This is a genomic window from Paenibacillus baimaensis, assembly GCF_025567575.1.
In genome coordinates this window covers 1-25,555 of the sequence record NZ_JAOQIO010000084.1, presented here as the reverse complement: position 1 = coordinate 25,555, position 25,555 = coordinate 1, and the positions used below count along the sequence as shown (strand labels likewise).

The window sequence follows — 25,555 nt, the reverse complement described above, 5'->3', positions numbered from 1 at the left end:
GCAATGGCGGCGTAGCCTAACCCTTCACCGCACCTACCGTAAGACCCTTAACAAAAAATTTCTGAAAAAACGGATACGTAATCAATATCGGAATAACACCGATGACAGCCATCGCCATACGTACGCCTTCTTTGGGAAGTGCAGCGAGCATTTGTCCTTGATTGCCACCTAGATCGGCGGTGCTCAAAAATTGAATATCGAGCAATATTTTATTAAGCAAATACTGCAGACTGAACAGTTTACTGTCTGTAATAAAGATCAGGCTGTTAAACCAGTCGTTCCAGTAATGAATAATTTGAAATAAACCAATGGTAGCCAAAATCGGGAGAGACAACGGCATGACGATTTGGTAAAAAATTCTGAATTCGCCAGCACCATCAATGTAAGCTGATTCGATGATCGCTACAGGAATGGAATTCATGAAAAAGGTTCTGGCCAGCAGAACATAAAATCCATTGAGTAACAAATAAGGGATGATTAAAGCAAAAATCGTATTTTTCAAATCAAACACCTGTGTATACATGTAGTAGGTCGATACGAGCCCACCATTGAATAGCATCGTGAAAAATACGTAAAACGCTAGCACCTTGCGGTATGGTAAATCTCTTCTCGATAAGGGATAAGCGAGTAAGGAGATAATGATCAGGCTGATAATCGTGCCAATGACCGTTACCGAAATGGAGATCCCATACGCACGCAGAATGGTGCTGGCATCGTGAAACAAATATTCGTACGCAGCAAAGCTGATTTTATTAGGAAAGAAAGAGTAACCGGTTCGGATAATTTCATTCTCGTCCGTAATTGACGAGGTGACCAACAGCAGGAACGGAAGCAGACTTAAAGCCGTTAAGACAACAAACAGAAGATGAATAATGAATTGATACAAGTTTTCCTTTTGCTTCATCTGAATCGCTCCCTTTAAAATAACGCATTATCGCTATTGATTTTTCTCACAATATAATTGGACAAGATCACTAATGCAAATCCGACTACGGATTGATATACGCCGGCTGCGGAAGACATCCCGATATCCCCAAGCGTCAGCAAGGCCCGATATACATAAGTATCAATGGTGTTGGTCACAGAGCTCAGAGCGCCTGCATCCAGCGGAACCTGATAAAACAATCCAAAATCGGAGTAAAAAATGCGGCCGATTGCAAACAACGTCATGATCGTAATGACCGGTGTAATGAGTGGAAGTGTAATGCTTCGGATTTGCTGCCAACGGGATGCCCCATCCACTGTCGCTGCTTCATAATATTCTTTATCGATGCCGACGATTGCCGCCAGAAAAATAACACATAAATGACCGGCACCTTTCCAGACACTTACTATTGTTAAAATATAGGGCCAATATTGGGTCTCGCCATACCAGCTGATTTCCTTGATGCCTAGCATCGGCAATATTTGCTTGTTCATCATTCCGGAATCGCCACTAAGTAGAGCAAATACGAGATAGCCGATGATGACGGTAGATATCAGATAGGGCAAGAGTACAGCGCTTTGATAGAATCGTGACAGGAAGCGATTTTTCAGCTCATTCAATAAAATAGCCAGCGTCACTGCCGCGATCAGATTCATAATGATGAAAGATATATTGTATAATAACGTGTTTCTGGTAATGATATACGCATCTGTCGTTTTAAAAAGAAACTCGAAGTTTTTAAAGCCAATCCAATCGCTGTTTAGTATCCCCTTCGTAAAATTGATATCCTTGAAGGCGATAACAATCCCCAGCATGGGCAAGTAGTTGTTGATGAATAAGTAAAGAAGGCCTGGCACCATCATAATAAATAGTACACTATATCGCCTTAATTTCTTCCATGTCCTTGCATATGAAGGGTTCAAAGCGTTTTGTTGGACAGTTTCTGCTTGTTCCATATCGTTTCCTCTCCCTTGTCTCTAGCGCTTTATATAGAGAATTATAAGATAATGAAACAGCTTTCCCTACCCCAATTCCGACGTTAAATAACGTTTTTACGACTTAATAAGACCAAACAACACCTTTCAATCAAATAGTAAATATTACGATAAAAGTCCAGTATACCCTATGATTACGTCAAAACCCGCCGAATGCATCCATCCAGCGGGTTTTAACGTTTATCTACTATAAGATACCTTGCTCAAGCATCGATTCAGCAAGCAGTACGGCGCCTTTGCCCGCACCCATCTTGGTGTTATGTGAAACGAGCACGTATTTAACCCCGCCCAATACAGGATCTTCCTCTAGTCGTCCCAGGCTGGTAGTCATGCCATCCCCGATTTCCCTGTCCAGCCTTGGTTGTGGCCTGTAAGGGTCCTCATACACATGAATCATATTGTTCGGAGCCGAATGCAATTTTCTGTTTTTATACGGATTGTAGCCTTGTATCGCTGCCCTGACTTCTGCGATATCCGCTTTCTTGTCCAATCCTACAAAAACGGCTTCCGTATGCCCATCAAGCACATTCACTCTTGTACACAAACAGTTAACATTTATTTTGGCTTGTTCTATGGAAGTTTTATTGAACTCACCCAATATTTTCAATAATTCAATTCTTACTTTTCCTTCTTCATTCGGAATATAAGGAATAATATTATCCAGAATATCCAGCGTTCTTACTCCGGGACTTCTTCCCGCTCCACTCACGGCCTGCATCGAAACCATTAGCACATTATTAATGCCAAAATGCTGCTGCAAAGGTTTAAGCGTTATTGCAAGTCCTGTAACCGTACAATTAGGCACAGGGAGTACAAAACCTTTCCACCCCCGCTGCATACGTTGTATCTGAACTAATTGTGCGTGATCATCATTAACTCCTGTGATCAAAAGCGGTGTATCTTCAAAATAACGAAATGCAGAAGCTGTTGAAAACGTAGGGGTGGTTTGAGCAAACCACGGCTCAAGCTCTTTTGCCAAATCTGACTCTACAGCTGTAAAGATCACATCCAGCTTTTCAGGTGAAAAGTCTTTTGAAGAAACGACAGGAATACCTTTCATATCTTCAGGTATGGGTAAGCTCTGTGTCCACCTTGAACTGCCATTGGCTTCAATCAGGGCTTTTTCATAATTGTCTGCATTGCGCGAGGTAACCATCTGGACGACCTCAAAATTCGGATGTTCTGTAAGCGCCAGAACAAATTGCTGCCCTGCCATTCCTGTTGCTCCTACGATTGCGGCTTTTAATCGACTCATAACCAGCATCCCTTCTGATTGGATAGTACATACAATTCAATTACAGATAGTTACGTGCAAACAAAAAAATCCCACCCCCAAGACTTATAGTCTTGGGGACGAGATTTGTTAAATTCGTCGTGGTACCACCCCAGATTTGCTGATACGTCGCCATAGCAGCCTCTTCAAGTACGGCATTACATAGAATGCTTATACTCTAGCTCTATAACAGGAGCTCCTGTCACACCATCCCTTTTGTCCGGTTCCGATGTGCAGCTCAGAGGCTTTCTTCAATAAATCATTTTTTACTCCCTTTCAGCTACCGGAGCTCTCTGTGAAAAAATCAATTTATTTACTTTTCTCTTCATCGCATTTGAATATTAGGCTTATGATAGCAAATACTGACCGAATTGTAAATCTAAAAGTATCCAATCAAGATTTCTTAACGAACTGACCTTGGATAGTTTGCGGATTCACCAACAGGTTGTAGATCGGGCATACCCGTTCTACGGCTTCGCGCAGCGCCTGAATCGTTTCATCGGTTTCAGTTGAACCCAGAGTAACCGTATAAGCGATATTGTGCGGGTACACGGGAATCTCTTCATAACCAGGCTTGCCGGCAAGCGGATGCAATTCCCCCGTTACTTCAACCTCCAGTGTCTCCAGTGAAACACCGCGAATCGATGCCTGGATTAGCGTTATGTGTGTCAGGCAGCTGCCCAGCACGCCAAGCTGCAGCTCCGGTGAGCTGGGTCCCAGATTATATCCGGCAAAGTCGTCCGGGCTATCGCTAATAATTTGAAAATCCCGGATTCTGATTTCACGGACACCGCTTCTACCGGCCGCACGCACCTTGGCCCGGTGAACGATGACCTCGGTGTTGTCTTCCGCCTTTGCAGCTCTGGCCTCTACAGCCGCTTTTTTTTGAACCAAATACTCGTTAAGTGTAGTCATATCAGGTTTGCTCCTTTTTATATCATATTATTTCGTTATTTCAGCCTGCAAATGACAGGCAGACCTGTGATTGGGGGATACCTCACGCAGTATGGGCATTTCCTGCCTGCACACATCCATGACGAACGGACAACGCGTATGAAACACGCAGCCGGACGGAGGATGCAGCGGCGAAGGCAGGTCGCCTTTTAGTATAATCCGCTCCCTTTTGACTGTCGGATCAGCGATCGGCACCGCCGACAATAATGCCCTCGTATACGGATGCTGCGGGTTGAGAAACAGACTATCGGTCTCGGCCTCTTCTACGAGCTTGCCGAGATACATCACACCGATCCGATCCGAAATGTGCCGAACCACGCTAATATCATGAGCAATGAACAGATAGGTGAGTCCGAGCTCCCCCTGGAGCTTCCTGAGCAGATTAATAATTTGCGACTGGATAATCACGTCAAGGGCAGATACGGGTTCATCGCATATGACGATCTTCGGATTCAGTATCAACACCCGGGCCAGTCCGATCCGCTGCCGCTGCCCGCCCGACAGCTCATGCGGATAACGGTAATAGTATTCAGGCTGCAGACCGACCTTGTCCAAAATCTCAAATATCCGCTGCTCACGCTCCTGGCGTGAACCAATACCATGAATCACGAGCGATTCCTCAAGAATACTGCCGATTCGTTTACGCGGGTTCAATGACGTATAAGGGTCCTGAAATACCATTTGCAGCTGCTGGCGCAGCGGGCGCAAGGCGCGGTTGGACAAGCTCAGGATATCGGTTCCGCGGAATCGCACCTCGCCCGATGTAACGTCATTAAGACGAAGCAGCGACTTGCCAAGAGTACTTTTCCCGCAGCCTGACTCACCGACAAGACCGTAGGTTTCCCCCTCCCATAAGTGGAAGGAGACATCATCCACCGCCTTGACCACATTTTTGTTCAATCCAAACGAAGCGCCAGCCTTATAATATTTCTTCAGGTGCCTGATTTCCAGCAGTGGCTGCTGGTCAAGAGGTGCCGTTCTAATGGGTTCCTGATAAGGATGAGGCTCAATCCCCGGCATAATGAGTAACCTCCCGAGCTGCGTCTTCAGCCGTAATGCTGTCCAGTAATTCTCCCGAAAACTGCCCGGCATACCAGCAGCGCGCGGCATGATTGTCGTCCGTACGCATATATGGCGGCTCCTCTTCGCGGCAGCGTTCGTCTGCATACTGGCATCTGCCTGCGAAGCGGCACCCTGCAGGGATATGATGCAGCGATGGGACATTTCCTTCGACCACATGCAGCTCCTCCAAGCGGTCGCCATTCAGACGCGGGATCGATTTTATCAAGCTGATAGTGTACGGATGCAGTGGCCTCGTGAACAGCTCCATCACACCGGCTTCCTCAACAATTTGTCCAAGATACATCACGATAACACGACTGCACATTTCCGCGACGACACCAAGATCGTGGGTGATGAGCATGACGCTCATGCCGAACTCACGGTTTAATTCGGTCAGCAAATCCAGAATTTGAGCCTGGATGGTCACGTCAAGTGCGGTAGTGGGTTCATCCGCTATAAGCAGCTGAGGTCTGCAGGCAAGCGCAATAGCTATCATGATTCGCTGCCGCATTCCACCTGAAAGCTGATGGGGATAGTCGTCAATTCGCTGCTCAGGAGCAGAAATGCCAGTCAGCTTGAGCAGCTCAAGCGTTTTTTGCCGCGCCTCCCTGCGGGAGATTTTTTGATGGAGCAGCAGCGTCTCGGCTATTTGGTCACCAATCGTAAACACCGGATTCAAGGAGCTGAGTGGGTCCTGGAAAATCATTGAAATATCGTTGCCCCGGATCGCCTGCATTCTTGCATTTGATGCCTGCAGCAAATTCTCGCCTTGATACAGCACCTCACCCTCATATCGTACCGTCCTTTTTTCATCAAATAACCGGAGAACCGACTGTGAGGTAACACTTTTGCCGCAGCCGGATTCACCTACGATCCCAATGAATTCGCCAGAATCGATATGAAAGCTGATCCCCTCCACTGCGGTAACCTGCCCTTTTTCCGTATGAAAGTGGGTTTTCAATTCCTTGATTTCCAACAAATGCGCTTGTTTCAAAGGAAGCCTCACCCCTTTGTATAAATAGTTATGACTTTATTTCTTAGCTGTCGTGTGCGGGTCCAGAAAATCTCTCAAGCCGTCACCAAACAAGTTAAAAGCTAGCGCCAATACGAGGATCGCTGCACCCGGGAAGGCCGTCATCCACCATGAGTTAAAAATATACATTTTGCCGTCAATCAGCATGTTGCCCAAACTCGGTGTAGGCAAAGGCACGCCTGCGCCAAGGAAGCTGAGCGCCGCCTCCACGATGATCGCTTCAACAAATATAAAAGAGGCTTGAACGATCAGGTTAGATATGGAGTTGAGCGCAATATGCCCCCACAGGATTCGCGTTGACGAAGCGCCTAAGGCTTTCATCGCCTCGATGTAAGTTTGCTCCCGAATAATGAGAGCAGTTGAACGGATAACTCGCGCTACATGCGGCGTAATGACAGCAATCAGACAGATGACCAGATTACGGATGCTCGGTCCAAGCATCGCCATAATCGCAAGTGCAAGCAGGATACCAGGAAACGCCATCAAGCCGTCGGAAATTCTCATGAACAGATGATCCAGCGTCCGGTAATAGCTCGCATACAAGCCAATGATCAAGCCTAGAATCGAAGAGCCAATGGAAACGGCGAATCCGACCTCCGCCGAGATTTTCACCCCGTACACAACCCTGCTCCATACATCACGGCCAAAATTATCAGTCCCGAACAGGTGCTCAGCATTGGGCTTCTGAAATCGACTTGCCACATCAATCAAATAAGGATCATGCGTGGCAAACAATTCGGGAAATAAGGAGAGCACAATAATGATCAACAGGATCACACTGCCTGCAACGACTCCTGTGTTCGTAATAAATCTTCGGAAAATTCGCCTGCGCTGCTCCTTGCCAAGCTCCGGTGCTACCGACGGTGCCGTATAGCTGCCGATTGCATGGCTTTTTGCGTTATCTGCTGCCATAACCAAGCTCCTTTATGCTAACGGTTCAGTCTTATTCTTGGGTCAATCACTGCATATAGCAAATCAACCAGCAAATTAATCATGACGGTCAGGAACGCCACGAACAGGACCGCTCCCTGAATGACTGCATAATCCCGCCGCTGTACCGAATTAACCAGCAGCTGTCCGAGTCCGGGAATATTGAAGATCGTTTCCGTGACCGTCGCTCCCGCAATCAGTGAGCCAAACGATTGGCCGATAATCGTCAGAATAGGAATAAATGCATTCCGCAGCGCATGCTTGTAAATCACGGAACGTTCCTTTACCCCCTTGGAGCGGGCTGTTTTAATAAAGCCTGCGTTCAAAATCTCCAGCATCGACGATCGGGTAATGCGTGCCAGAAAAGCTGAATGCACAACGCCAAGCGCAACGGCCGGCAAAATCAAATGACGCAGATGCTCCCACAGTCCCGCGCTCAAAGGCTTGTAGCCTGCGACAGGAAGCCATTTGAGTTCAACGGAGAAAATAAGCATCAAAAACAAGCTCAATAAAAATCCCGGTACCGTAATGCCGAACAAGGAAAACGCCGTGACCGTTTTATCGGCGGCCGAGCCATGACGCACAGCAGCAAATATGCCTACCGGAATAGCAATAATGACCGCAATGATTTCCGCAAGAATCGCCAGCGATAACGTCGGTCCCAGCCGCTCGATGATCGTTTCCGTCACCGACTTCTTCATAAAGTAAGAATTGCCGAGATTACCGTGAAGCACATCGGACATCCAGTGCACATACTGCAAGTATAGGGGCGTGTTCAGCCCCATCTGCTCGCGCAGCTGTTCAACAATTTCCGGACTGGCTCCATCCCCGAGCATAACCGATGCGGGATCTCCGGGAATCAGATAAATAATGAAAAACACGACAATCGATAAAATGAACAAGACGGGAAACAGGTGCAAAATTCGTTTGAGCAAATAAATCGCCAATACCCTTCTCCTCTTTCATCGCCGATTATTTAAGAACTTTCGTGTTCCACAAAATTGGACCTTCAAAATAGTTGTAGCCCGTAACATTTTTACGAACTGCCTTATAGGTAGCGAAATCGCCGATCTTAATGGCCGCCAGGTACTCATATTCGTAAGCCTGGAGCGCATCAGCCGCTTTCCGCTTGTCTTCCTTAGTCAAAGCGGTCGTCGTCGCTTTAACCAGATTTTGCAGCTTCTCATCTTCAGGCCAGCCGTACGTTTTTCCAAGATAAAGCAGCTGGGACGGGCTGGATTGCAATGCGAATGATCCTACATAAATATCCCAGGTGCTCGGATCACTTCTTTTGCTGATCATCGTAGTAAAGTCGTATACCTCAAACTTCGATTTCACACCGATTTTTTCAAGTTGATCCTTGACCAGCACGGTAGGGTTATAAAATACGCCACCCGAATCGCGAGTTGTCAGGAGCTTCAGCTCCTCACCGTTATAGCCTGCTTCCTTCAACAGCTGCTTGGCCTTCTCGGGATTTTTCTGATTGTATTTCTCCTTGCCCGCCTCGCTGTACCAGTCCGTACTGTCCTTGTTGATCAGGCTTGGATTCAGTTGAATCAGGTTCGGATCGGAGGTAGAGCCGACAAGAATTTTTTCCACATCCAGAGCGGCGGCAATAGCTTCACGGAACTTCAGATTGGAGGTAATTGGCGCCTTTTTATTGAACACGACATTGTAGTCGGAAGACAAAACCTTTTGCACCTCTACATCCGGAAGGCTTTTCACCTGATTCAGGTTATCTACCGTAATATCGGCGAAGTTATAGTTGCCTGCCAAGAAGCTTGAGAACATCGTCGATGTATCGGGAACGAGATCAAAGTATATATCCTTAATAAACGCTTCTTTCTTGCCCGTTACCCCGTCCGCCGGCTTATCCACCGATTTATAATCATCGAACTTGGCAACGTGCACATACTGATCCTGCTTATATTCAACAAACTTGTAAGGTCCGGTGCCGATAAATTCCTTGACACCTTTAGCATCGGCTCCTGCAATAACCTCCTTGGGCATTATAGCAGCAAACTGCAAATAGCTGGCCAGCTGGGACGGGATGTCATTGCTTGGCTGGCTAAGATTCAGGACAACGGTGTATTCGTCCTTCGCTTCGAAATTCGAGGCTCCTATCGACGTTTTGGCACGGGCCGTAATTTCTTTCCAACGATTCAGCGAGGCAACCACATCCTCAGCCTTCATTTCCTTGCCGTTGTGGAACTTTACGCCCTTGCGCAGCGGAAACGTGTACGTTTTACCATCATTGCTAATATCAACCGATTCAGCAAGTACCGGAATGGCTTCATACTTCGTATTGAAGGCGACCAGCTGCTCATAAATGTGTCTGTCGATATTGGCCACGCCGCCCGTAGGAACCAGATGCGGATCTAACGAGGCGAAGGTGAGCGAGAGCGGGTACCTGACTTCACTTACGGTTGCGACCTCTTTCGTATCCTTGCCGCCAGTGCTTGCGGTTCCGGTTGCAGCCGAGTCGGTTTTGGAGCATGCGCTTGTAACCAGTAAGGCTGATAATAATAAAGTAATAATTGTAAGCTTGCGATGTGTTTTCATGTGCTGTTCTCCCCCTTGAAGCATAATAGTGTAGTTTCGCGTAAAATAAAGCCTTGTTTGCCGAATTGTTTTCCTTCGTTCACAATTCCCTGTAATCCGCTTGTTTTAATTATGTTTATATTTGATATAATAAAGCAGAATCGTCATTATGTATAATTGAAAAAAATAAACGAATAGTTTAGAAAACGTAAATTTACTTGATAACGGAGGTAGCAGCATGGAAATACGTATGATTCGAACGTTCCAGATGATCGTCAAGCTTGGCAGCTTTCAAAAAGCCGCTGAGGCATTACAGTACTCGCAGCCGACGGTAACCATGCATATTAAAAAGCTGGAGGAGGAGCTGGAGGTCGAGCTTTTGGTTCGAGCCAAAACGATCAAAATGACGGAAGCAGGGCGCATTTTCTATGAACGGGCCGACAAAATGCTTAAGGAGTACGAATATTTGTGCGATGCCATCACCGATTTTCGGCATGGTGAAGCAGGACTTGTCCGCATCGGCGGCTCCGAGCCTTGGGTGAGCGAGTTTATGCCCACGCTGCTGCCCGAGTTCGTCAAGCTGTATCCGAAGGTACAGATCAGTATTATGAGTGGAACGAGCAACAAGCTCAGCGAAATGCTTGCGAACGATCTGATCGATTTTGCCGTATGCACCGAGCCCGAGGCCAATTTGCAAATTCAGTTCAAGCCGCTTCTGAAAGAACCGATGGCACTGTTGATTCCGCAAACCCACCATTTGTCCAACAAGAAAGAAATCACAGTCAAGGAATTGAAAAACGAGAAGTTTTTGATGACGATGGGCAACTGCCCGATACGTATTAAAGTGGAATCCATCATATCCGAAAAAATCGATGAGCTGCACAAAAGCATCGAGGTCGCCAACATCTCCTCGCTCAAATACTACGTGCAGGCTAATCTCGGTATTGCACTGGCACCGATAGTAGCGATTTATCCGGAAATTCCGGGAACGCTGCTCAAGCCAATCGTCGATCTTCAGGAAGCGTTTCAAATCGGAATATTGAGAAGGCGATACGATCCCCCACAAGGAACAGCTGTCGTCCGTTTTATGGAGGAAGTCGAGCAGTTTCTCATTTCTCGGCATAAAGTGGCTCATTCGAGTATGATTTACCGAATGGCCTGAGACTAATTGGGGACAAAACGAAAGACTGTTCCATCATAGCCTGACGGAACAGTCTTTCTGCTTGACTTCAGGCCGTACGGCAGCCTTAAAATCGTAATATGAACCGGCGTTATGAGCTGGATGATTTCGAGGCTTCCAGCACTTCAGCCAGGCGCGTTAAATCGGCACCAAACACGGCTTGATATTGGCCGTCGCCACCAATTTCCGTTACAGGGATACGGCGAATATTGTACTTGGCTTCGAGCACATCCCTTAGGATATCATGTCCTTCCACATCGATGGACTCATACTCGTATTGGTTTGCTTTCAAATAATTCCTGACCTGATCGCAATAAGGACATTCCTGCTTGCTCCATAAAACGATTTTTGGCTGTGCTGACATATTTAATTGCCTCCTGTACCCAATGTTGTAATGCTATTAAAAAATAAATTATTCAGACCAATCCAGCAGCTTATCAGCAGTCCGCAGAAATACCTGCACACCCATAGCCAAGGCATCCTCGTCTACAGTGAATCTTGGGTGGTGGTGAGGGTAGACGATGCCTTTGTCTTTATTCTCGGCCCCGATATTGAAGAACACGCCCGGCGTTACCTGCTGGTAAGCAGAGAAATCCTCCCCTCCCATGCTGGGTGGAATATGCACAACGGCTTCCCGTCCAAATAAATCAACGGCAGCTTGTTCGACAACACGCGTAATTTCCTGTTCGTTCAGCACTGGACTATAGCCATATTCATATTCCAGCACGTATTCGGCTCCATGCGCCTCGGTAATCCCACGTAGAATCCTGTGAAAATGCTTGGGAGCCGCGCTGCGTATATGGGGATCAAAACTGCGTACCGTACCTCCGAGCTTGACCGTCCCCGGAATTACATTATTGGCTGAGCCGCCGATAAACTGCGTTACGGATACGACCAGCTGCTCCATAGGATCAATATTGCGGGAAACGATATGCTGCAGGTTGATAACAGCCTGGGCTCCGATGATAATCGGATCGACCGTCAAATGAGGAGCAGCCGCATGTCCGCCTTTTCCGCGAATGGTGATGGTGAAATTATCGGGTGAAGCCATCATCGCACCATATGCGATACCGATCCGGCCAATCGCAAGCTTCGAGCTGAGATGGCTGCCGACAACGAAATCCACCCCTTCCATCACTCCCGCATCCACCATTTCCTGTGCTCCGCCAGGCGGCATTTCTTCAGCATGCTGAAATATGAATCGGATTTCTCCACTCAGCTGCTCTCGCCTCGAAGTCAATAACTTGGCGACGCCCAGTACCATAGCCGTATGGCCGTCATGGCCACAGGCATGCATGACACCTGGCACGGCGGATGCGAATTCCAGCTCATTCTCCTCCTGGATCGGCAGCGCATCCATATCGGCGCGAATTGCCAGCACCTTGCCGGGACGCGGCCCGATCAGCCTCGCCAGTACGCTGGTCGGTGTTGGACGGCTGATTTCGAGTCCACCAAAACCTCGAAGTGTTTCCTCAACGAATTCGGCCGTCTTGAATTCCTGAAACGAGAGCTCCGGATTCCGGTGCAAATACCGCCGCCATTCAATCACCTGTGCCTTGAAAGCTTCAGGCAGCTCATAGCCCGCTTGCAAAGTCGTACTCATCGCAGCTAACCCCCTTATTCCACATCATCGATGTGAATCTGTTTTCTGGTTTTGCATAACGCAATAATAATTCATCCAATCCGATATGTATAATTGGAAAAACTAATCGTTCTGTTTATAAAATATAAACTGACCGATTATCCATACTTTTAACAGAAAAGCCTCAGTCAATTTATAATTACTAAATTTGCTGTTTGCTTTTTTCAATTTTACAAATCATGACCTATGTTTTATGCTTTTGATACGAAATTATTTATTATTCCAATCGGTTAACTCAATTTAAATACAATGGATAAAGGTGGAATCCCCATGAAGCAAATTCATCTCGGCGTTTTTGAAGTCAACGGCATCAATCATTTGACCCAAGGCATCTGGACACATCCCAATCAAAATCGGGTGAACTACAAGGACATCAACTACTGGATCGAGATTGCGCAAATTTTGGAACGAGGTAAATTTGATTTTATGTTTTTCGCCGATTCGTACGGCTATCCGAAGCAAAAAGAGGAGCTGGCATTCCGCGAAGCTTCCGGCTCCCCCTCGAACGATCCCATGCTGATCATCCCGGCTTTGGCTGTTTCTACCCAGCATATTGCGTTTACGATGACAACCTCAACAACCTATGAAGCGCCTTATGCCAATGCACGCCGCTTCTCTACGCTTGATCATGTAACCAAGGGAAGAATTGGCTGGAATGTTGTAACGACCAGTAGTAAAGCCGCTGCCGATTTGTTCGGACGTGATGTGTTTGTTCCCCATGATGAACGGTATGATATCGCTGATGAATATCTGGAGCTGAGCTACAAGCTGTGGGAAGGCAGCTGGGACGATGATGCTGTACGTATGGACAGGGAAAACCGCGTCTACACCGACCCTGCCAAGGTTCACAAAATCGTCCACGACGGCAAATATTTCAAATTGACCGGCTATCACGGCACAGAGCCGTCGGTACAGCGTACCCCGGTCTTATTTCAGGCTGGTAGCTCTGCCCGCGGAAGAGCCTTTGCGGCACGGCACGCCGAAGGTGTTTTCCTTAAAGCACCGACAACACAGGTGCTGCGCGATCAAGTCAAGGATATCCGCAATATTGCCCAATCGTACGGCAGAGATCCAAGCTTCATTAAAGTTTTCACCGGACTCTCAGCCATCGTCGGCCGTACAGAGGAAGAAGCGCAGCGCAAATATAAGGAATACGAGCATTACAAAAGCAAGGAAGCGACCCTGCTCAGCTACCAGAGCGTAACGGGAATCGATTTGACGCAGTTGGACCCGCAGTCATTTTTTGAAAATATCCATACCGAGCAGGGACAAACCCATACCGATCGCTTTACCAAGCACAGCCAAAGCCGCAAAACGGTTCAGGATGTGATCGACGATTTTTCTACCAAAGGATTTCGCGGGCTGACGGTCATCGGCACACCGGATAAAATAGCCGACCAAATCGAGCGTTGGGTGGAAGAAACCGATGTTGACGGGTTCAATCTGGAGCCTTATATACTGCCTGACTCTTATCTCGACTTCGTCGATTTGGTTGTGCCTATTTTGCAGGAAAGAGGAATTTTCAAAAAGGATTACGCACCGGGCACGTTCCGTGAGCGCTTGTTCGGCCAAGGCGTAGCCAAGCTGCCTCATCATCATCCAGGCGCGGTCTATCGTGACGCCAGCCGCTTGAGTTAATGCTCTTGGGTCGATAAAATCAATGAATGTACCCGGAGGGAAGTCACATGTTCAGCTTTGATGATCACGCCAGCCGTGTCGAACAATTCGAATATACGAACGAGCAGTACGATCTCGTTCAGCGAATACGCAGAATCGGGCGCACACAGATTGGACCCGCAGCACGACAAACCGATCGCGACGGAACTTTTCCGACTGTTGGTATCAACGCACTCAGGCAAGCCGGTTTAACAGGCTTGTGTGTACCCAAAGCCTCAGGCGGTTCAGGGGCAGGCGTATACGGTGACACCTTGATGCTCGCGCTCGCATTAATGGAAATTGCTTCCTGGTGCTCCTCGACCTCGCAGGTGTTTACGCTGCATCATACGGGTGTGCAGCTCGTTCATGCCATGGGCAATGAGGCGCAGCAGAGATACTTTTTCCAGGAGGCATTGGATGGCCATTTGTTTGCCAGCTTCGGCAGTGAGGCCGGACCGAATCGCTTTCAGCTTGACAGCACGCTTCGACAAGCCGACGGCAGCAGCGGCTATCGACTGACCGGCAGCAAGCAGTTCGCCACCTCGTCTACCGGCTCCAAATGGGCATTTTGGCGCTCGGTGTCCGGGGATGTGGGAGGCACACAGGATGACCGTTATGTCATGCCCATTGTTCAGTTGTCCGCACCCGGCGTTACCATAACCGATGACTGGAACGGGATCGGACAACGGGGTACGGGCAGCGGCCATGTGACGGCAGACAACGTATGGATTCCGAACGAGCATTTATTCGGGAAGCCCGGCAGTTACCAGGAATGCGCCGATTATTTCGCGGCTCAGTTCCAGATCAACTTCGCAGCCCAGTTCGTCGGCATGGCTCAGGGCGCTTATCGTGACGCGCTGAATTACGTTAAAGACCGCGCTCGTCCTTGGGGCGAGCATGCGCATGCTTCTGAAGATCCTTTTATTCAGCTGCGCGTAGCCGATATGGCGACCAAGCTCGCCTCTGCACAACAATCGGTCATTCGCGCCGCTCGAATGCTGCTGGCATATATGACGTATCCCGACCTGCGCAGCAGCATTCATATTGCCGCTTCCCATGCCAAGATTACAGCAACCGAGGTCTCGCTAGATGTAACGAATTCGATTTTTCAGGTTATGGGAGCTTCCTCGGCAACGCAAAAATACGGTTTCGATCTTTATTACCGCAACGCCAGAACGCTAACCCTGCATGATCCGGTCGATCGCAGACGGGAAGCTGTAGGCAAATACGAGCTGGGCTTGGCAGAGCCTGTCCCCCTTCCAGACAAAGCTCGCTAATATACAAAAAGTTACCCTCATTCTTCGGAATTGAGGGTAACTGGCATTTACTTTATTTATCGGGAAAAGGAACTAGGCGCTTGTGTGACCTACAGTTTTACGGCTGGTGATAAGCAGTTGTACTCCGATCATCGCAACAATAATTACAAGCATGGCGAGAAGCGCAGCCATATAGCTTCCACTGCTGTCATAAATCACTCCAATTAATAATGGACCCATCGCACCTATAAGGTACCCGCCGCACTGAGACATCGCCGACCATGCCCCAGCTTCCTCCGGGGTATCCGTCTCGACAATCGGCAGCATAAGGGCTAGTGGAAATAATCCTCCTGCTCCAATTCCGAGGAATATTACAGCTGGCAGCATTGGCAGATGGAGTAATAGCATAACAATCCCTACCAGCTCAGACACACTGCAAAAGATTAGAAAAAACCTTCGTTTACCCGTTCTGGATACTAAAAAGGGAATCGTTAATGATACAGGAATTTGAATAATAGTAAAGACCGTAAGGAGCATAGCCGAGCTTGCCGGGCTGTACCCAAAGCTATGTGCTATCGGTGAAATCCATGCCGTAAGAGAATAAAATATGCTTGCCATTAATCCAAAAAATATCGTTAACAGAATAGCTCCTTTATTACGGATAGGAAGCTTGGAACGTACTAAGCTTTCTTTATTAGCTCTATTTCGAAGAAAAACCGACCACACGATTACTGCAAGAACGCCTAAAATGGCCCAGCATGACAAGGTCAACGTTAAGCTGTGATGACTTCGATTGTATATAGGAATAGAAAATGCAGAAGCCAATGCGGCCCCTACGGTCATGGATGCGGAATAAATACTCACAATACCGGGCTTTGTGGGGAAATACTTTTTAATAAATCCGGACAGCAGAGGTCCTGCCAAGCTGATCCCGATTCCGCCAACTAGAGCACTTACAACCAATATAAAGACTGAGCTAACTACGCCCCGCAATGCGGTTGCCCCAGTAATTAGTATTAAAGCAATAAAAATGGTACGCTCAAGACCTACTCGATCACGTAGTGCGGTTGCCGCGGGTGCAAAAATCCCCATGCATAACACAGGAAATGTAGTTAGCAGACTTGCTGTTAGTCCACTCATTCCCAGATCACTTTGCATAGTACCAATTAAAGGGGCAACAGATGTAATAATCGGTCTTAGATTTAAAGCTGCGATAAATATGGCTAACAATAAATAATAATTCTTCATATGCGCTGCCTCCCTCCTTCTTAGCTGTGTAACACTCAATCAAGTATATCGACTCAAATATCATTGTTCAATCCTATAATTTATATTATTATGATAGTAAAAAACTATCGATAAAAGGAGTCGTTGCATGGACTCTCGAAATATACAATACTTTATGGCCGTATTTGAGCATCTTCATTTCACAAAGGCTGCCGAAAAGCTTGGAATCTCACAGCCTACATTAAGTCAGCAAATTCGCATACTTGAAGCGGAATTGGGAACACCGCTTTTTGATCGCATCGGTAAAAAGGTTGTCGCAACTGAAGCCGGCAACCTCCTGCGGCTGTATGGAGTGAAGATGCTCCAAGCCGAACAGGATGCCAAAGATGCTATCAAAGAACTCCTGTCTGGCGAACGGGGAACCATTCGGCTAGCCGTGCTGCCCTCTGATTTGGATTTTCAGCTTGTTCCACTGTTCGTTCAATTTAAGATGAAATATCCTGACATCCAGCTGCAAGTTTTCTCTACTATACATGTACAAGAAGAGGTCCTTAACCATAAAGTCGATATCGGTATTGGAATACAAGGTCCACCTGATAAAAGATTAATACAAGTTCCGCTGAGATCAGAGCCCTATTATCTATACGCTAATTCGGCAAGCGAGCTCGCTAGCAGGAAGGAGATCACGCTGCAAGAACTGGAGCAGCATTCATTAGTTATGTATCCGAAAGGCTTTCTGGGTCGTGATTTGGTTGATAAGGTTTGCATAATTGAGGGGATTGAATTAGCTACAGTTATGGAGACCAGTTCAGCCATTTCACTGTTACAATTAGTTTCTGCTGGTGTAGGTGCTACTATACAGCCTAAAGAATTGCTTAAACAGCATCCAGAACGCACCGATATTGTAGCTATACCATTTACAGGACCAACGCCTGTACGTCATCTGGAGCTCATCTACTGTACGGATCGATTTATTAGCAGCTCTCATCGACTATTAACGGATGGGCTTATTGACTTCTTCGATGGAACAAATAGTACAAATAAAAAACGTCCTGCTCTCTATTAAGAGAAGGACGCTTTCGTTTTAATATCATGTAGGGTGCGGATAGCAGGACGGAAAAGGATGAATATCCTGAACCTGTGCAAAAGTATAGTGCATGGTTGCAAATTGGGAGTGGTACATATATTGAAGTACAAATATTTGGCCATTATGCATTCCGCATAAAATACCGGAAACCCCTTGGCCGGTCGCCAAGGAAACACCTACCGGTCGGCCGATCAAAGACATGGCTTTCTGCTGCCAGGGCACTGGTGATCCCTCCTCGAATCAGCATATGAGAAAATCGCCCTGAGTGTTACCGGTGTCCTGTGAAAATAAAGCCTTAAATATTAATTCGAACTATCCTGTCCTTTCATGACCCTGACTCCGTGACGCGCTAGCACTTCCTTTACTTCTTCACTGCCCGACGCTTCGTTGGGCAAGGGAGCGCCGGCTTGAATGAGTTGCTCCGCCACTGCCGAATAATCCCCAGCCAGATCTCGAAAGTGAACGGATCCCCACATGCAGCTGTCCAATGCTTTGCCTCCGTAACCGTGGGTTAGATGAACGGATGCGCCGTAGGCAAGCAGCAACTGTACCACTTTGTTGTTTCCTCGCATAGCTGCGTTATGAAGCGCCGTAAAATCCTTGTCATCGCGGCGGGAATCGGCAGGGAACCCGGCTTCGAGCATCGTACGAACAGCTTGAACCTCATTGTTCCATGCGGCATCGGCAATTAAGCTTAGATCCTCGGGCGAGAGCGACTGTACCAGTTTTGAATCCTGCTCAAGCAGAGTTTGCACAGCCGCCGGATCGGCCTGCATGCAGGCAAGTAGCAGACGCTGATTTGAAGGACTATGCTTCGAGATCAGATCCACAATCTCGGGATGATTGATGCGCGCCGCAAGATAGAACGGTCGCGTATTTGCGCCTATTTTGTACGTGTAGATGTGTCCCCCGTTTGAATCGCCGGACGTGAAACTACCCCGTCCGACTTGAGCTTGAAGGCACTCGGGGTCAGCACGAATGAAAGAGCGGACCAGCTCCGGATCTCCGATATGGATCGCTATAAAAATATCCGCTGCCGAGCCACGCTCAATGAGAAACCTGCATTTTGCCGTGTTATCGATCGCCCATTGAGCTGGTGTGCTGCCATGATCGATATCGCGCCTATCGATATCGGCGCCGTGAGCGAGCAGAAAATCAATGATTTCAGGTTCAGTTGCAAAATGAAGTGGAACCTGTCCATCGGGTCCGCGCTGATTGACGGCGGCGGGATTCATCTCGACCATTTCTTTCACAGTATCCAACATGCCCAGCGCTGCGGCCGCGTGTATATCAACGGGAGCTCCTCGTTCAATCAAATATCGGGAAAGCTCATGATGGTCATGATGCAAAACCCCGAATCCTCCAGCCCACCAGCTGCTTTTTGCATGCAAATCAGCGCCGTACGCAAGCAATACGTCCACGGCTTCTCGGTTCCCGTTTGCCGCTGCGGCGACGATCGCGGGCGTATCGAAGGCAAACCACGGCTCGTTAATTTGCTTGACGAGAAAGGGATGCTCGTTTAGGCATCGGCTCGTCGCGACCGTATCATTGCTCATGATCGCCTGTTTGAACTGTTCAACGACCATCTGCTCGTTCATGTCTTTAGCCTCCAATCAACTTTCGTATAGGCTCCCCTGTACCGCCTATCTATATGATCTTAAGTAGGTCTTGCGGTTTAACAAACTTATATTTTGCAGGTATATGCTCATGATTCTTGCATCCCCATAAAGCTAAACCAAAATCAATGCCAGCATCGCGAGCACATTCATAATCATAAATAGTGTCTCCAATATAAATTGAAGCCTCGTGATTAGCGTTTGAAATCCCTAAAAATTTTAGTAATGGATCTGGATTAGGCTTATGTTTTGCAGTATCATCTGCACAAACAACATGTGATAAATATTTCATCAGATCAAACGGGACAAAATCGTTTTGTAGTTCAATCTTTGTTTTTGAAGTCACAATCCCTTGTTGTATACCTATATTACCTAGCCTGTTCATTAAATCAATAATACCATCGAATATAGTAACTGTATGAAAGAAGTCCTTCATGAAATAATTCCATCTCTCATTTGCTTCAGCAATGTCAGTAATTCCGAGTTGTGGTAATGCAATAGCGCCTGGAATTCCTAGTACAAATTTGAGATCTGATTGATCAATATCTTTGTTATAATCTATGCTTAACAATTTCTGAAGCGAAGCTAAGACCGCTTTTTCAGTGTCAATCAATGTACCATCAACATCAAATATTACAGTGTTATATTCAGGCATTACCAACACTCCTCTTCATTTACTTTTAGAAACCAAAACTGATCTATTCTTTGTTCACGACTTTAATCTCTATGCCATTTTTCGAAATAACTTTATTAAGATTATCTGGTAGCGTTTTGTCCGTAATTATTGTATGAATTGAACTATATGGCAGCCCTTTATATTTATGATGTTTATTAAACTTCGTGTAATCAGCTAATAAAATGACGTGATTCGCATTCTTTATTAACTCTCGCTTAAAGTAAATATCTTCTTCAAAACCATAATAAATGCCATCTTCTGTAATTCCAGCAGTTCCAATGAACACTTTATTAAAGTTAAAGTCACTTAACTTCTCAATAGCAGAGTAACCAGAAACATGTCGTGATGATTTGTTCACTATACCGCCTAAAATATGAATGGTTGCTTTATCTGATTGCACCAGTTCGTACACACAATCAATTGAATTTGTAACAACTGTAACTTCTTTTGATTCCAAATATTGAGGTATAAAGTTTACCATCGTAGAAATGTCCAAATATACCAAATCCGAGTCATTTATCATATTTGCAGCAGCTTTACCAAGTAAATTTTTTGAAAATGGCTCGATTTGAAGTCGTTCCTGATAATCCTCAATTTGCTTATGAAAAGAGGGTATTGCAATTCCACCGTATGTCCTGGTTACTAAATTTTGATTAGTCAGATTTACAATATCTCGTCTGGCTGTATCCCGAGAAACGTTGAACTTCTCACATATTTGTTTAATATTAATCGTTTTATGCAGTTCTAAATAATTTAAGATACTTATTAATCGTTCCTCTTGATTCATAAATTCCCTCCTTAACATAAATATAAGTTAGTTTAAGCGATAACTCAACAATTATCACTTAAACTAACCTAATTTGTGATGACTTTTTTATTCTTATAACAATATTGGTGGGAATTTAATTTCTGATGGATGAATTGCTCTCTTGCAGCGTCTCCATCATGGTATAAAAATATTTACAGTCGCCAGTATTGAAGTAGTTATACCACGCTTCTAACGTTTCATTTTTAAATAGATCCAGCAGCGCAATAACCTCACGCGCTAATAGAAGTCCGCCGGCAGCACCGGTTGTGATAAGATTGCTGCCATCTGCAACGATCTTCTCGTCTTTATAACAGGCAGCGCCTTTGTATGTGGGGCAGAACAGAGTCAAATACTCCAGACTGTTGCTCGTGTGTTGACGATCATCCAATAAACCGGAATTGGCAAGTGCGGTGGTCGCTCCGCATATTGCTGCAACATTGCCGCCGACGTCCAGCAGTTGTTTTGCTTTTTCGACAACTGGCGCATGTTCGGGATCATTCCAATTGTCTGCCCCCGGCAAGAGCAATATCGCGGATGTTTCATGCGTGATCTCATCTACCGTCAGATCCGGTAGGATCGTCATGCCGCCCTTTGTCGTGATCGGACGATTGGAAGCCCCAACCATTTTGACAGGAATACGGCTCCCTCGACTTTTGAAATATTGACCCGAGTTGAGCTCTGCAATTACAAAGCCAAGCTCCCAATCCGCCATCGTATCTAGCACATAAGCATAAGCGTATTTCATGGACTCCTCCTTGATTATCTATATTTTCTTCACTTGAAAGGATCGTTCGTTTCCATATGCCGTCGACTTGACTGTCGATTAGTACCGCTCTCCTTTCCTACAGCTAATGGTAAACGTATAATGTTGACAACAGTATGTCAGTAATATAATAATGAGCAATTCAACAAACTCCATTATCGCGACATCCCAAGTGTTATCTTCACCTCCGAGAAGTCAATTGTCTGTCCCTGCTTATTCTTAATAACAATAAACAGCCGTGCTTTGGAAAGCTTCGATTGTCTTGCTTATTTTACTAGCGATTAAGGCGGTAATGTATAGCAGAAAGTAACCGTCCCAAACAATACAGAAAGCCGCCTCTAAATCCATAATGATCCTGGGATTGGAGGCGGCTTTTTATACTTTAATACGTTGTTTGATTAATGTCTCGACAATTTCGGGAATTGCTTTTCTACCCGTAACTCTTTGTTTTAGAAGTTTTCTCGGCAAATTTATTGAAATAATTGTGGGTACAAAGAAGAAATTTCTCCAGATAGTCCCTCTTTCACTTTTTTACTTACATCATCAGCAATAATTTCATATAGATCTAACTCAACTCCATCTATTGCGATTTTCGCAATATCCCTTGGATCTGCCTTCGGTGCTTTGACGTTGGCTGTCATGTCCGTATCCATGAAAGCAACGTGAAGTCCTGCAACTCTAATATTATTTGAGGCTAAACTTAAACGTAATGCATTCGTCATTCCCCACTCGGCTGATTTAGCAGCAGAATAAGCTCCTTCATTGCCAATACTGAACCAAGATAATACAGATAAAATGTTTAGTATCGTCCCCCCTCCATTTTTTTCAATTATCGGTGCGAAGGCACGAATCATAGATAATGTGCCAAAAACATGCGTGTTGAATTCCAAGTTAATATCGTCAAACTTACCCGTCAAAAGGTCAGCTCCTGTTGATGTACCGGCATTATTGATCAGAAGGGTTACATCGCCAGCAGCGGCTGCAGCGGCGGCCACGGATTCGGGATCTGTAATATCGAGTTGAAGCGGCATAGCGCCTGGCAAATCAATTGAAGCTGGATTCCTCGCTCCAGCATATACTTTAGCTCCTCTTTTAAGAAGCTCCTGGGCCAAATTCTTGCCAAGACCTCGGTTAGAACCACTGATAATTGCAACTTGTTTAGAAATATCCATGTCACTACTCCTTTTTTGTTTGTTCTTTAGTGTACTCAATTATTGCTTTTTATCGTCACCAGCTTATTCAATCTTGTCTCAATCCTTTTGAGAACTATCGTTCTCAAAAAGTTAAAAAAAATTAAGTTAATTTAAAACGAAAAAATCCAGTACTAACAGCCATCTTCCCTTCTAGTAATTTTGTCATGAGTTGATACTCCCTCGAAATGAATTTTGAATGATGCTAGATCCCCCTGCTACAGCGAATGATTACAATGGAAATGTCATCCCAGCTGAATCAAAATGTGTATATGCACAGTTTGAAGTAAATAAATCATCGGGAGACGTTTCACAGTGCTCCCGTGATCCTCAACAAGTCGTTTCGAAGAGCGCGTGCGTGCTCATAACCAATTTCAGTTTCATATTCATGTTGCGCTGCTTCCCATAAAGGCATTGCTTCTTCGATTTTGAGGCATCCGCTCGGCGACAGAGAGAGCAAGTGCCGACGCGGCTCGTTGAGATGACGAGTGGTCAATACATAACCTTGAATTTGCAAAGGCTTCAGGGCGCGCACTAAAGTTGTGCGATCCATCAGCAGCATCTCGGCCAGCTCATTCATTGTCAGTTCCTGATGGCGCTCAATGAAGTTTAGTATCGCTAATTGAGTCGAAGTTATTCCAGACGGTTCAAGATGACGTTCATACAGTTTTGTTACGTACCGGGTCATTTGCCGCGCGACTAAACAGTGACAGGATAAAGGTCCAAGATCATTCATGTATTCAATATATATGTGTATATGCACAAAAGCAAGCTTTTTTTATGACATACAATTTTTTTGCTCTAATAATAAGCTCCCTTCATAGTTTATTTTTGTGGTGAAAAGGATATTACAATGACTAATTTGGCCAAGGTTGCCGAGGCCCTTGATATGTAAGTCCTTAACAATGGCAAGATGAAATAAAGATGTTTAATCATATGCTAGGTTTTGTTTGAGAAAAAAGAGAATTCATTTTCCTGAAAAATAAATAAAGTTGTTTAATGGAGGTGTTACGGATTTAATTGATTATTAATTTTTCACGTAAAAACCTACATTGCCCGTTCCTTCGAACGTCACTTCATACATCCCTTTTTGCAATAGGGAAATTGGACGCCCTGAGTAGAGAGTTTCAAACATCAAAAAAAGAGAGCTCTAAAGCTCTCTATAGGCTGGCTGCATCATCCCTTGAGTGGGCTGATCCTTGGTACTCATAATATTGCGACTGAACCGGCGCATGTATTTGTGCTTCCACTGGCACTGGCGGCTGCTGATATGGCTCATCCACATACATGATTCTGCGCTGAATTTGCATGAGCCCATTCACAACGCGAAGCGCGATCCAGAAAAGTACAAGGCCAACGCCTACGTACAGCATATATTGCTGATTATAGGTCCAATCTATATGAAAATAACTAAACAAGTTATTCTCTAATATATCAAGCTGCATTTCATTCATCAAAATGATATGCACGACTGGAAGAGCAATAAGTCCTAGTCCTAGTGAAATCACCGTTACCATAATAACAAAAAAGACAATGCCTGTTACAAATTTTAGTAATACGAGCAGCAGATTTCGAATGAATAGCCCACTGTCAAAATCTCTCACCATTCGCATCAACCAGTTCTGCCCAGCCTCAGACTGTTGATTGTAGGTATACGAAACAGGAGGAGTCGGTAAACCTAAAATTTGTCTAATCATGCTTTGTTCAAAATTTACAATCCCATTCATCAGCTTAGCTACTCCAAAAAACAGCGGTATTCCGATAAATATTGGAGTTAAACCGATTGATAGTGCAAGTCCCGTTATCGCTACTGTAAAATAGATAATCCCTAACGGGAGAGACAGCAATAAAAAGAGGATCGTTGCATAGGTTTTTGGATTAAAAAGCACCCAACTCACTCTACCTGTTGGCGCTTTTGCAGTCGCTTCTATTGTTTTCATATTCAAACACTTCCTTTGGTTTCATAAGTCACGCTCTAAGTTATAAATCCATTATATCCGTCTTATTTGCCTGACATAACCGTCTTAGGGAGGGTCTGAACCTAGGCTTTAGACTAGGACTGATCCTGTTCAGATAAACTTATTGAAGCAAAGACACTAATTTTCCGCGATCCTTTCGCTCTGATCTCTTCATTCTACTAGCCCTTATTTTTCTGTCTAAGTGAGTCAAAATGTGTAAAAAAAGAACCTCCTCTTTAGGAAGTTCTTGGCATAGGACCTAATTGTCAACTCTATCTATTCCTGAACGCTAGTAACTTTACCTGACACATCGAAATAAACGAAATCGTACTTAAATTCCCTATTTCCTTTGTAAATCCACTGCTCGATATAGCTATTTTTATTAGAATATTTTTTTATATCATTTGGATTTCTCCAAGTGAGAACAACCATTTCTTTTGTCATACCAACTTTTACATTTTCATGACGAATAGCTGATTTAATACTTTCAGACCAATTATAATCACCTAAAGGATCGCTCGTCAAAAAGGTATCTTCAATTGATTTCATTGAAGCAAAAGTGACTGTATACTCTTTTTCATTATTAACTAAGGTAACAGTTGATCCATTATAACTTATTATAGTTTGTTCATTAAATTTTTCTTCCATCAAAGCATTACCAATCGGTCTATACTTATTCCATAATGTTGGATTACTCTTCCAAAACGCCTCTGCATCAGCATCTATATAAGTTGAACTAAAATTGTTCAGGAAGTTGGTTGGTTTCCAAGCGAAGACATAGAC

At 45.4% G+C, this 25,555-nt stretch carries 23 protein-coding genes, 2 pseudogenes and 1 other annotated feature; of the genes and pseudogenes, 4 read left to right on the top strand and 21 right to left on the bottom strand.

What is annotated here, in order from left to right; genetic code table 11:
* Positions 1-16: 16 nt before the first annotated feature.
* From OB236_RS19385 to OB236_RS19345, 9 genes are all read right to left on the bottom strand, one after another.
* Positions 17-904 (bottom strand): carbohydrate ABC transporter permease, encoded by an 888-nt coding sequence (locus OB236_RS19385; protein WP_262685475.1) that lies wholly within the window; start codon positions 902-904, stop codon positions 17-19.
* Positions 905-918: 14 nt separating this feature from the next.
* Positions 919-1,881, bottom strand: a complete 963-nt coding sequence (locus OB236_RS19380) for an ABC transporter permease (protein WP_262685474.1) — start codon at positions 1,879-1,881, stop codon at positions 919-921.
* A gap of 226 nt (positions 1,882-2,107) precedes the next feature.
* On the bottom strand, positions 2,108-3,175 hold the full coding sequence (gene asd / locus OB236_RS19375; protein WP_262685473.1) for an aspartate-semialdehyde dehydrogenase: 1,068 nt from the start codon (positions 3,173-3,175) through the stop codon (positions 2,108-2,110).
* Between the two features lie 91 nt (positions 3,176-3,266).
* Positions 3,267-3,531: a binding site (T-box leader), on the bottom strand.
* Positions 3,532-3,586: 55 nt separating this feature from the next.
* Positions 3,587-4,108: an OsmC family protein gene (locus OB236_RS19370; protein WP_262685472.1), complete on the bottom strand. Its 522-nt coding sequence runs from the start codon at positions 4,106-4,108 to the stop codon at positions 3,587-3,589.
* 27 nt (positions 4,109-4,135) lie between these two features.
* Positions 4,136-5,167: an ABC transporter ATP-binding protein gene (locus tag OB236_RS19365; protein WP_262685471.1), complete on the bottom strand. Its 1,032-nt coding sequence runs from the start codon at positions 5,165-5,167 to the stop codon at positions 4,136-4,138.
* Positions 5,154-6,203 carry an ABC transporter ATP-binding protein gene (locus OB236_RS19360; protein WP_262685470.1) on the bottom strand — a complete coding sequence of 350 codons (1,050 nt, stop codon included), beginning with the start codon at positions 6,201-6,203 and terminating at the stop codon, positions 5,154-5,156. Before OB236_RS19360 ends, OB236_RS19365 begins: the two co-directional genes overlap by 14 nt.
* A gap of 36 nt (positions 6,204-6,239) precedes the next feature.
* On the bottom strand, positions 6,240-7,154 hold the full coding sequence (locus OB236_RS19355) for an ABC transporter permease (RefSeq protein WP_083689485.1): 915 nt from the start codon (positions 7,152-7,154) through the stop codon (positions 6,240-6,242).
* Positions 7,155-7,171: 17 nt separating this feature from the next.
* Positions 7,172-8,119, bottom strand: a complete 948-nt coding sequence (locus OB236_RS19350) for an ABC transporter permease (protein WP_076233733.1) — start codon at positions 8,117-8,119, stop codon at positions 7,172-7,174.
* A 25-nt stretch (positions 8,120-8,144) separates the two neighbouring features.
* A complete protein-coding gene (locus OB236_RS19345; protein ID WP_262685469.1) occupies positions 8,145-9,734 on the bottom strand; it encodes an ABC transporter substrate-binding protein in 1,590 nt (529 codons plus the stop codon).
* 217 nt (positions 9,735-9,951) lie between these two features.
* Between OB236_RS19345 and OB236_RS19340 the strand changes: the two genes are divergently transcribed.
* On the top strand, positions 9,952-10,875 hold the full coding sequence (locus tag OB236_RS19340; protein WP_262685468.1) for a LysR family transcriptional regulator: 924 nt from the start codon (positions 9,952-9,954) through the stop codon (positions 10,873-10,875).
* Positions 10,876-10,984: 109 nt separating this feature from the next.
* On the opposite strand, the gene OB236_RS19335 is transcribed toward OB236_RS19340, so the two are convergent.
* On the bottom strand, positions 10,985-11,257 hold the full coding sequence (locus OB236_RS19335; RefSeq protein WP_262685467.1) for a glutaredoxin family protein: 273 nt from the start codon (positions 11,255-11,257) through the stop codon (positions 10,985-10,987).
* Between the two features lie 48 nt (positions 11,258-11,305).
* Positions 11,306-12,496, bottom strand: coding sequence for a M20 family metallopeptidase (locus OB236_RS19330; protein WP_262685466.1), 1,191 nt, complete (start codon positions 12,494-12,496; stop codon positions 11,306-11,308).
* A gap of 309 nt (positions 12,497-12,805) precedes the next feature.
* On the opposite strand from OB236_RS19330, the gene OB236_RS19325 reads away from it, so the two are divergent.
* Together OB236_RS19325 and OB236_RS19320 are read left to right on the top strand one after the other, a co-directional pair.
* The gene (locus OB236_RS19325; protein WP_262685465.1) at positions 12,806-14,173 is read left to right on the top strand and encodes an LLM class flavin-dependent oxidoreductase; all 1,368 of its coding nucleotides are present in this window, start codon (positions 12,806-12,808) and stop codon (positions 14,171-14,173) included.
* 47 nt (positions 14,174-14,220) lie between these two features.
* Positions 14,221-15,468: an acyl-CoA dehydrogenase family protein gene (locus OB236_RS19320; protein WP_262685464.1), complete on the top strand. Its 1,248-nt coding sequence runs from the start codon at positions 14,221-14,223 to the stop codon at positions 15,466-15,468.
* 72 nt (positions 15,469-15,540) lie between these two features.
* Here the strand turns inward: OB236_RS19320 and OB236_RS19315 are convergent, their stop codons facing one another.
* Complete coding sequence (locus OB236_RS19315) at positions 15,541-16,695, bottom strand: MFS transporter (protein WP_262685463.1); 1,155 nt, start codon at positions 16,693-16,695, stop codon at positions 15,541-15,543.
* Between the two features lie 127 nt (positions 16,696-16,822).
* Between OB236_RS19315 and OB236_RS19310 the strand changes: the two genes are divergently transcribed.
* Entirely contained in the window at positions 16,823-17,740 is a 918-nt protein-coding gene (locus OB236_RS19310; RefSeq protein ID WP_262685462.1) for a LysR family transcriptional regulator, read from the top strand.
* 24 nt (positions 17,741-17,764) lie between these two features.
* Here the strand turns inward: OB236_RS19310 and OB236_RS19305 are convergent, their stop codons facing one another.
* The 9 genes and pseudogenes from OB236_RS19305 to OB236_RS19265 form a co-directional block, all read right to left on the bottom strand.
* Complete coding sequence (locus tag OB236_RS19305) at positions 17,765-17,962, bottom strand: hypothetical protein (protein WP_372237370.1); 198 nt, start codon at positions 17,960-17,962, stop codon at positions 17,765-17,767.
* 101 nt (positions 17,963-18,063) lie between these two features.
* Complete coding sequence (locus tag OB236_RS19300) at positions 18,064-19,359, bottom strand: ankyrin repeat domain-containing protein (protein ID WP_262685461.1); 1,296 nt, start codon at positions 19,357-19,359, stop codon at positions 18,064-18,066.
* A 49-nt stretch (positions 19,360-19,408) separates the two neighbouring features.
* Positions 19,409-20,032, bottom strand: coding sequence for an HAD family hydrolase (locus tag OB236_RS19295; RefSeq protein ID WP_262685460.1), 624 nt, complete (start codon positions 20,030-20,032; stop codon positions 19,409-19,411).
* A gap of 43 nt (positions 20,033-20,075) precedes the next feature.
* Complete coding sequence (locus OB236_RS19290; protein ID WP_262685459.1) at positions 20,076-20,840, bottom strand: DeoR/GlpR family DNA-binding transcription regulator; 765 nt, start codon at positions 20,838-20,840, stop codon at positions 20,076-20,078.
* A 115-nt stretch (positions 20,841-20,955) separates the two neighbouring features.
* Positions 20,956-21,606 carry a DJ-1/PfpI family protein gene (locus OB236_RS19285; RefSeq protein WP_262685458.1) on the bottom strand — a complete coding sequence of 217 codons (651 nt, stop codon included), beginning with the start codon at positions 21,604-21,606 and terminating at the stop codon, positions 20,956-20,958.
* Positions 21,607-22,094: 488 nt separating this feature from the next.
* Complete coding sequence (locus OB236_RS19280) at positions 22,095-22,796, bottom strand: SDR family oxidoreductase (protein ID WP_076233748.1); 702 nt, start codon at positions 22,794-22,796, stop codon at positions 22,095-22,097.
* Positions 22,797-23,124: 328 nt separating this feature from the next.
* Complete coding sequence (locus tag OB236_RS19275) at positions 23,125-23,502, bottom strand: MarR family winged helix-turn-helix transcriptional regulator (RefSeq protein ID WP_256711410.1); 378 nt, start codon at positions 23,500-23,502, stop codon at positions 23,125-23,127.
* Between the two features lie 462 nt (positions 23,503-23,964).
* Positions 23,965-24,754 (bottom strand): annotated as a pseudogene (locus OB236_RS19270) (sensor domain-containing protein).
* A 294-nt stretch (positions 24,755-25,048) separates the two neighbouring features.
* Positions 25,049-25,555: pseudogene (locus tag OB236_RS19265) on the bottom strand (hypothetical protein); the annotation flags it as partial.

Coding starts and splice junctions, on each gene's coding strand:
- OB236_RS19340 (WP_262685468.1), top strand. CDS start 9,952: ATGGAAATACGTATGATTCGAACGTTCCAGATGATCGTCAAGCTTGGC.
- OB236_RS19330 (WP_262685466.1), bottom strand. CDS start 12,496: ATGAGTACGACTTTGCAAGCGGGCTATGAGCTGCCTGAAGCTTTCAAG.
- OB236_RS19320 (WP_262685464.1), top strand. CDS start 14,221: ATGTTCAGCTTTGATGATCACGCCAGCCGTGTCGAACAATTCGAATAT.
- OB236_RS19315 (WP_262685463.1), bottom strand. CDS start 16,695: ATGAAGAATTATTATTTATTGTTAGCCATATTTATCGCAGCTTTAAAT.
- OB236_RS19310 (WP_262685462.1), top strand. CDS start 16,823: ATGGACTCTCGAAATATACAATACTTTATGGCCGTATTTGAGCATCTT.
- OB236_RS19335 (WP_262685467.1), bottom strand. CDS start 11,257: ATGTCAGCACAGCCAAAAATCGTTTTATGGAGCAAGCAGGAATGTCCT.
- OB236_RS19345 (WP_262685469.1), bottom strand. CDS start 9,734: ATGAAAACACATCGCAAGCTTACAATTATTACTTTATTATTATCAGCC.
- OB236_RS19365 (WP_262685471.1), bottom strand. CDS start 5,167: ATGCCGGGGATTGAGCCTCATCCTTATCAGGAACCCATTAGAACGGCA.
- OB236_RS19300 (WP_262685461.1), bottom strand. CDS start 19,359: ATGAACGAGCAGATGGTCGTTGAACAGTTCAAACAGGCGATCATGAGC.
- asd (WP_262685473.1), bottom strand. CDS start 3,175: ATGAGTCGATTAAAAGCCGCAATCGTAGGAGCAACAGGAATGGCAGGG.
- OB236_RS19370 (WP_262685472.1), bottom strand. CDS start 4,108: ATGACTACACTTAACGAGTATTTGGTTCAAAAAAAAGCGGCTGTAGAG.
- OB236_RS19280 (WP_076233748.1), bottom strand. CDS start 22,796: ATGGATATTTCTAAACAAGTTGCAATTATCAGTGGTTCTAACCGAGGT.
- OB236_RS19385 (WP_262685475.1), bottom strand. CDS start 904: ATGAAGCAAAAGGAAAACTTGTATCAATTCATTATTCATCTTCTGTTT.
- OB236_RS19295 (WP_262685460.1), bottom strand. CDS start 20,032: ATGCCTGAATATAACACTGTAATATTTGATGTTGATGGTACATTGATT.
- OB236_RS19275 (WP_256711410.1), bottom strand. CDS start 23,502: ATGACCCGGTACGTAACAAAACTGTATGAACGTCATCTTGAACCGTCT.
- OB236_RS19355 (WP_083689485.1), bottom strand. CDS start 7,154: ATGGCAGCAGATAACGCAAAAAGCCATGCAATCGGCAGCTATACGGCA.
- OB236_RS19305 (WP_372237370.1), bottom strand. CDS start 17,962: ATGTCTTTGATCGGCCGACCGGTAGGTGTTTCCTTGGCGACCGGCCAA.
- OB236_RS19380 (WP_262685474.1), bottom strand. CDS start 1,881: ATGGAACAAGCAGAAACTGTCCAACAAAACGCTTTGAACCCTTCATAT.
- OB236_RS19290 (WP_262685459.1), bottom strand. CDS start 20,840: ATGAATCAAGAGGAACGATTAATAAGTATCTTAAATTATTTAGAACTG.
- OB236_RS19325 (WP_262685465.1), top strand. CDS start 12,806: ATGAAGCAAATTCATCTCGGCGTTTTTGAAGTCAACGGCATCAATCAT.
- OB236_RS19285 (WP_262685458.1), bottom strand. CDS start 21,606: ATGAAATACGCTTATGCTTATGTGCTAGATACGATGGCGGATTGGGAG.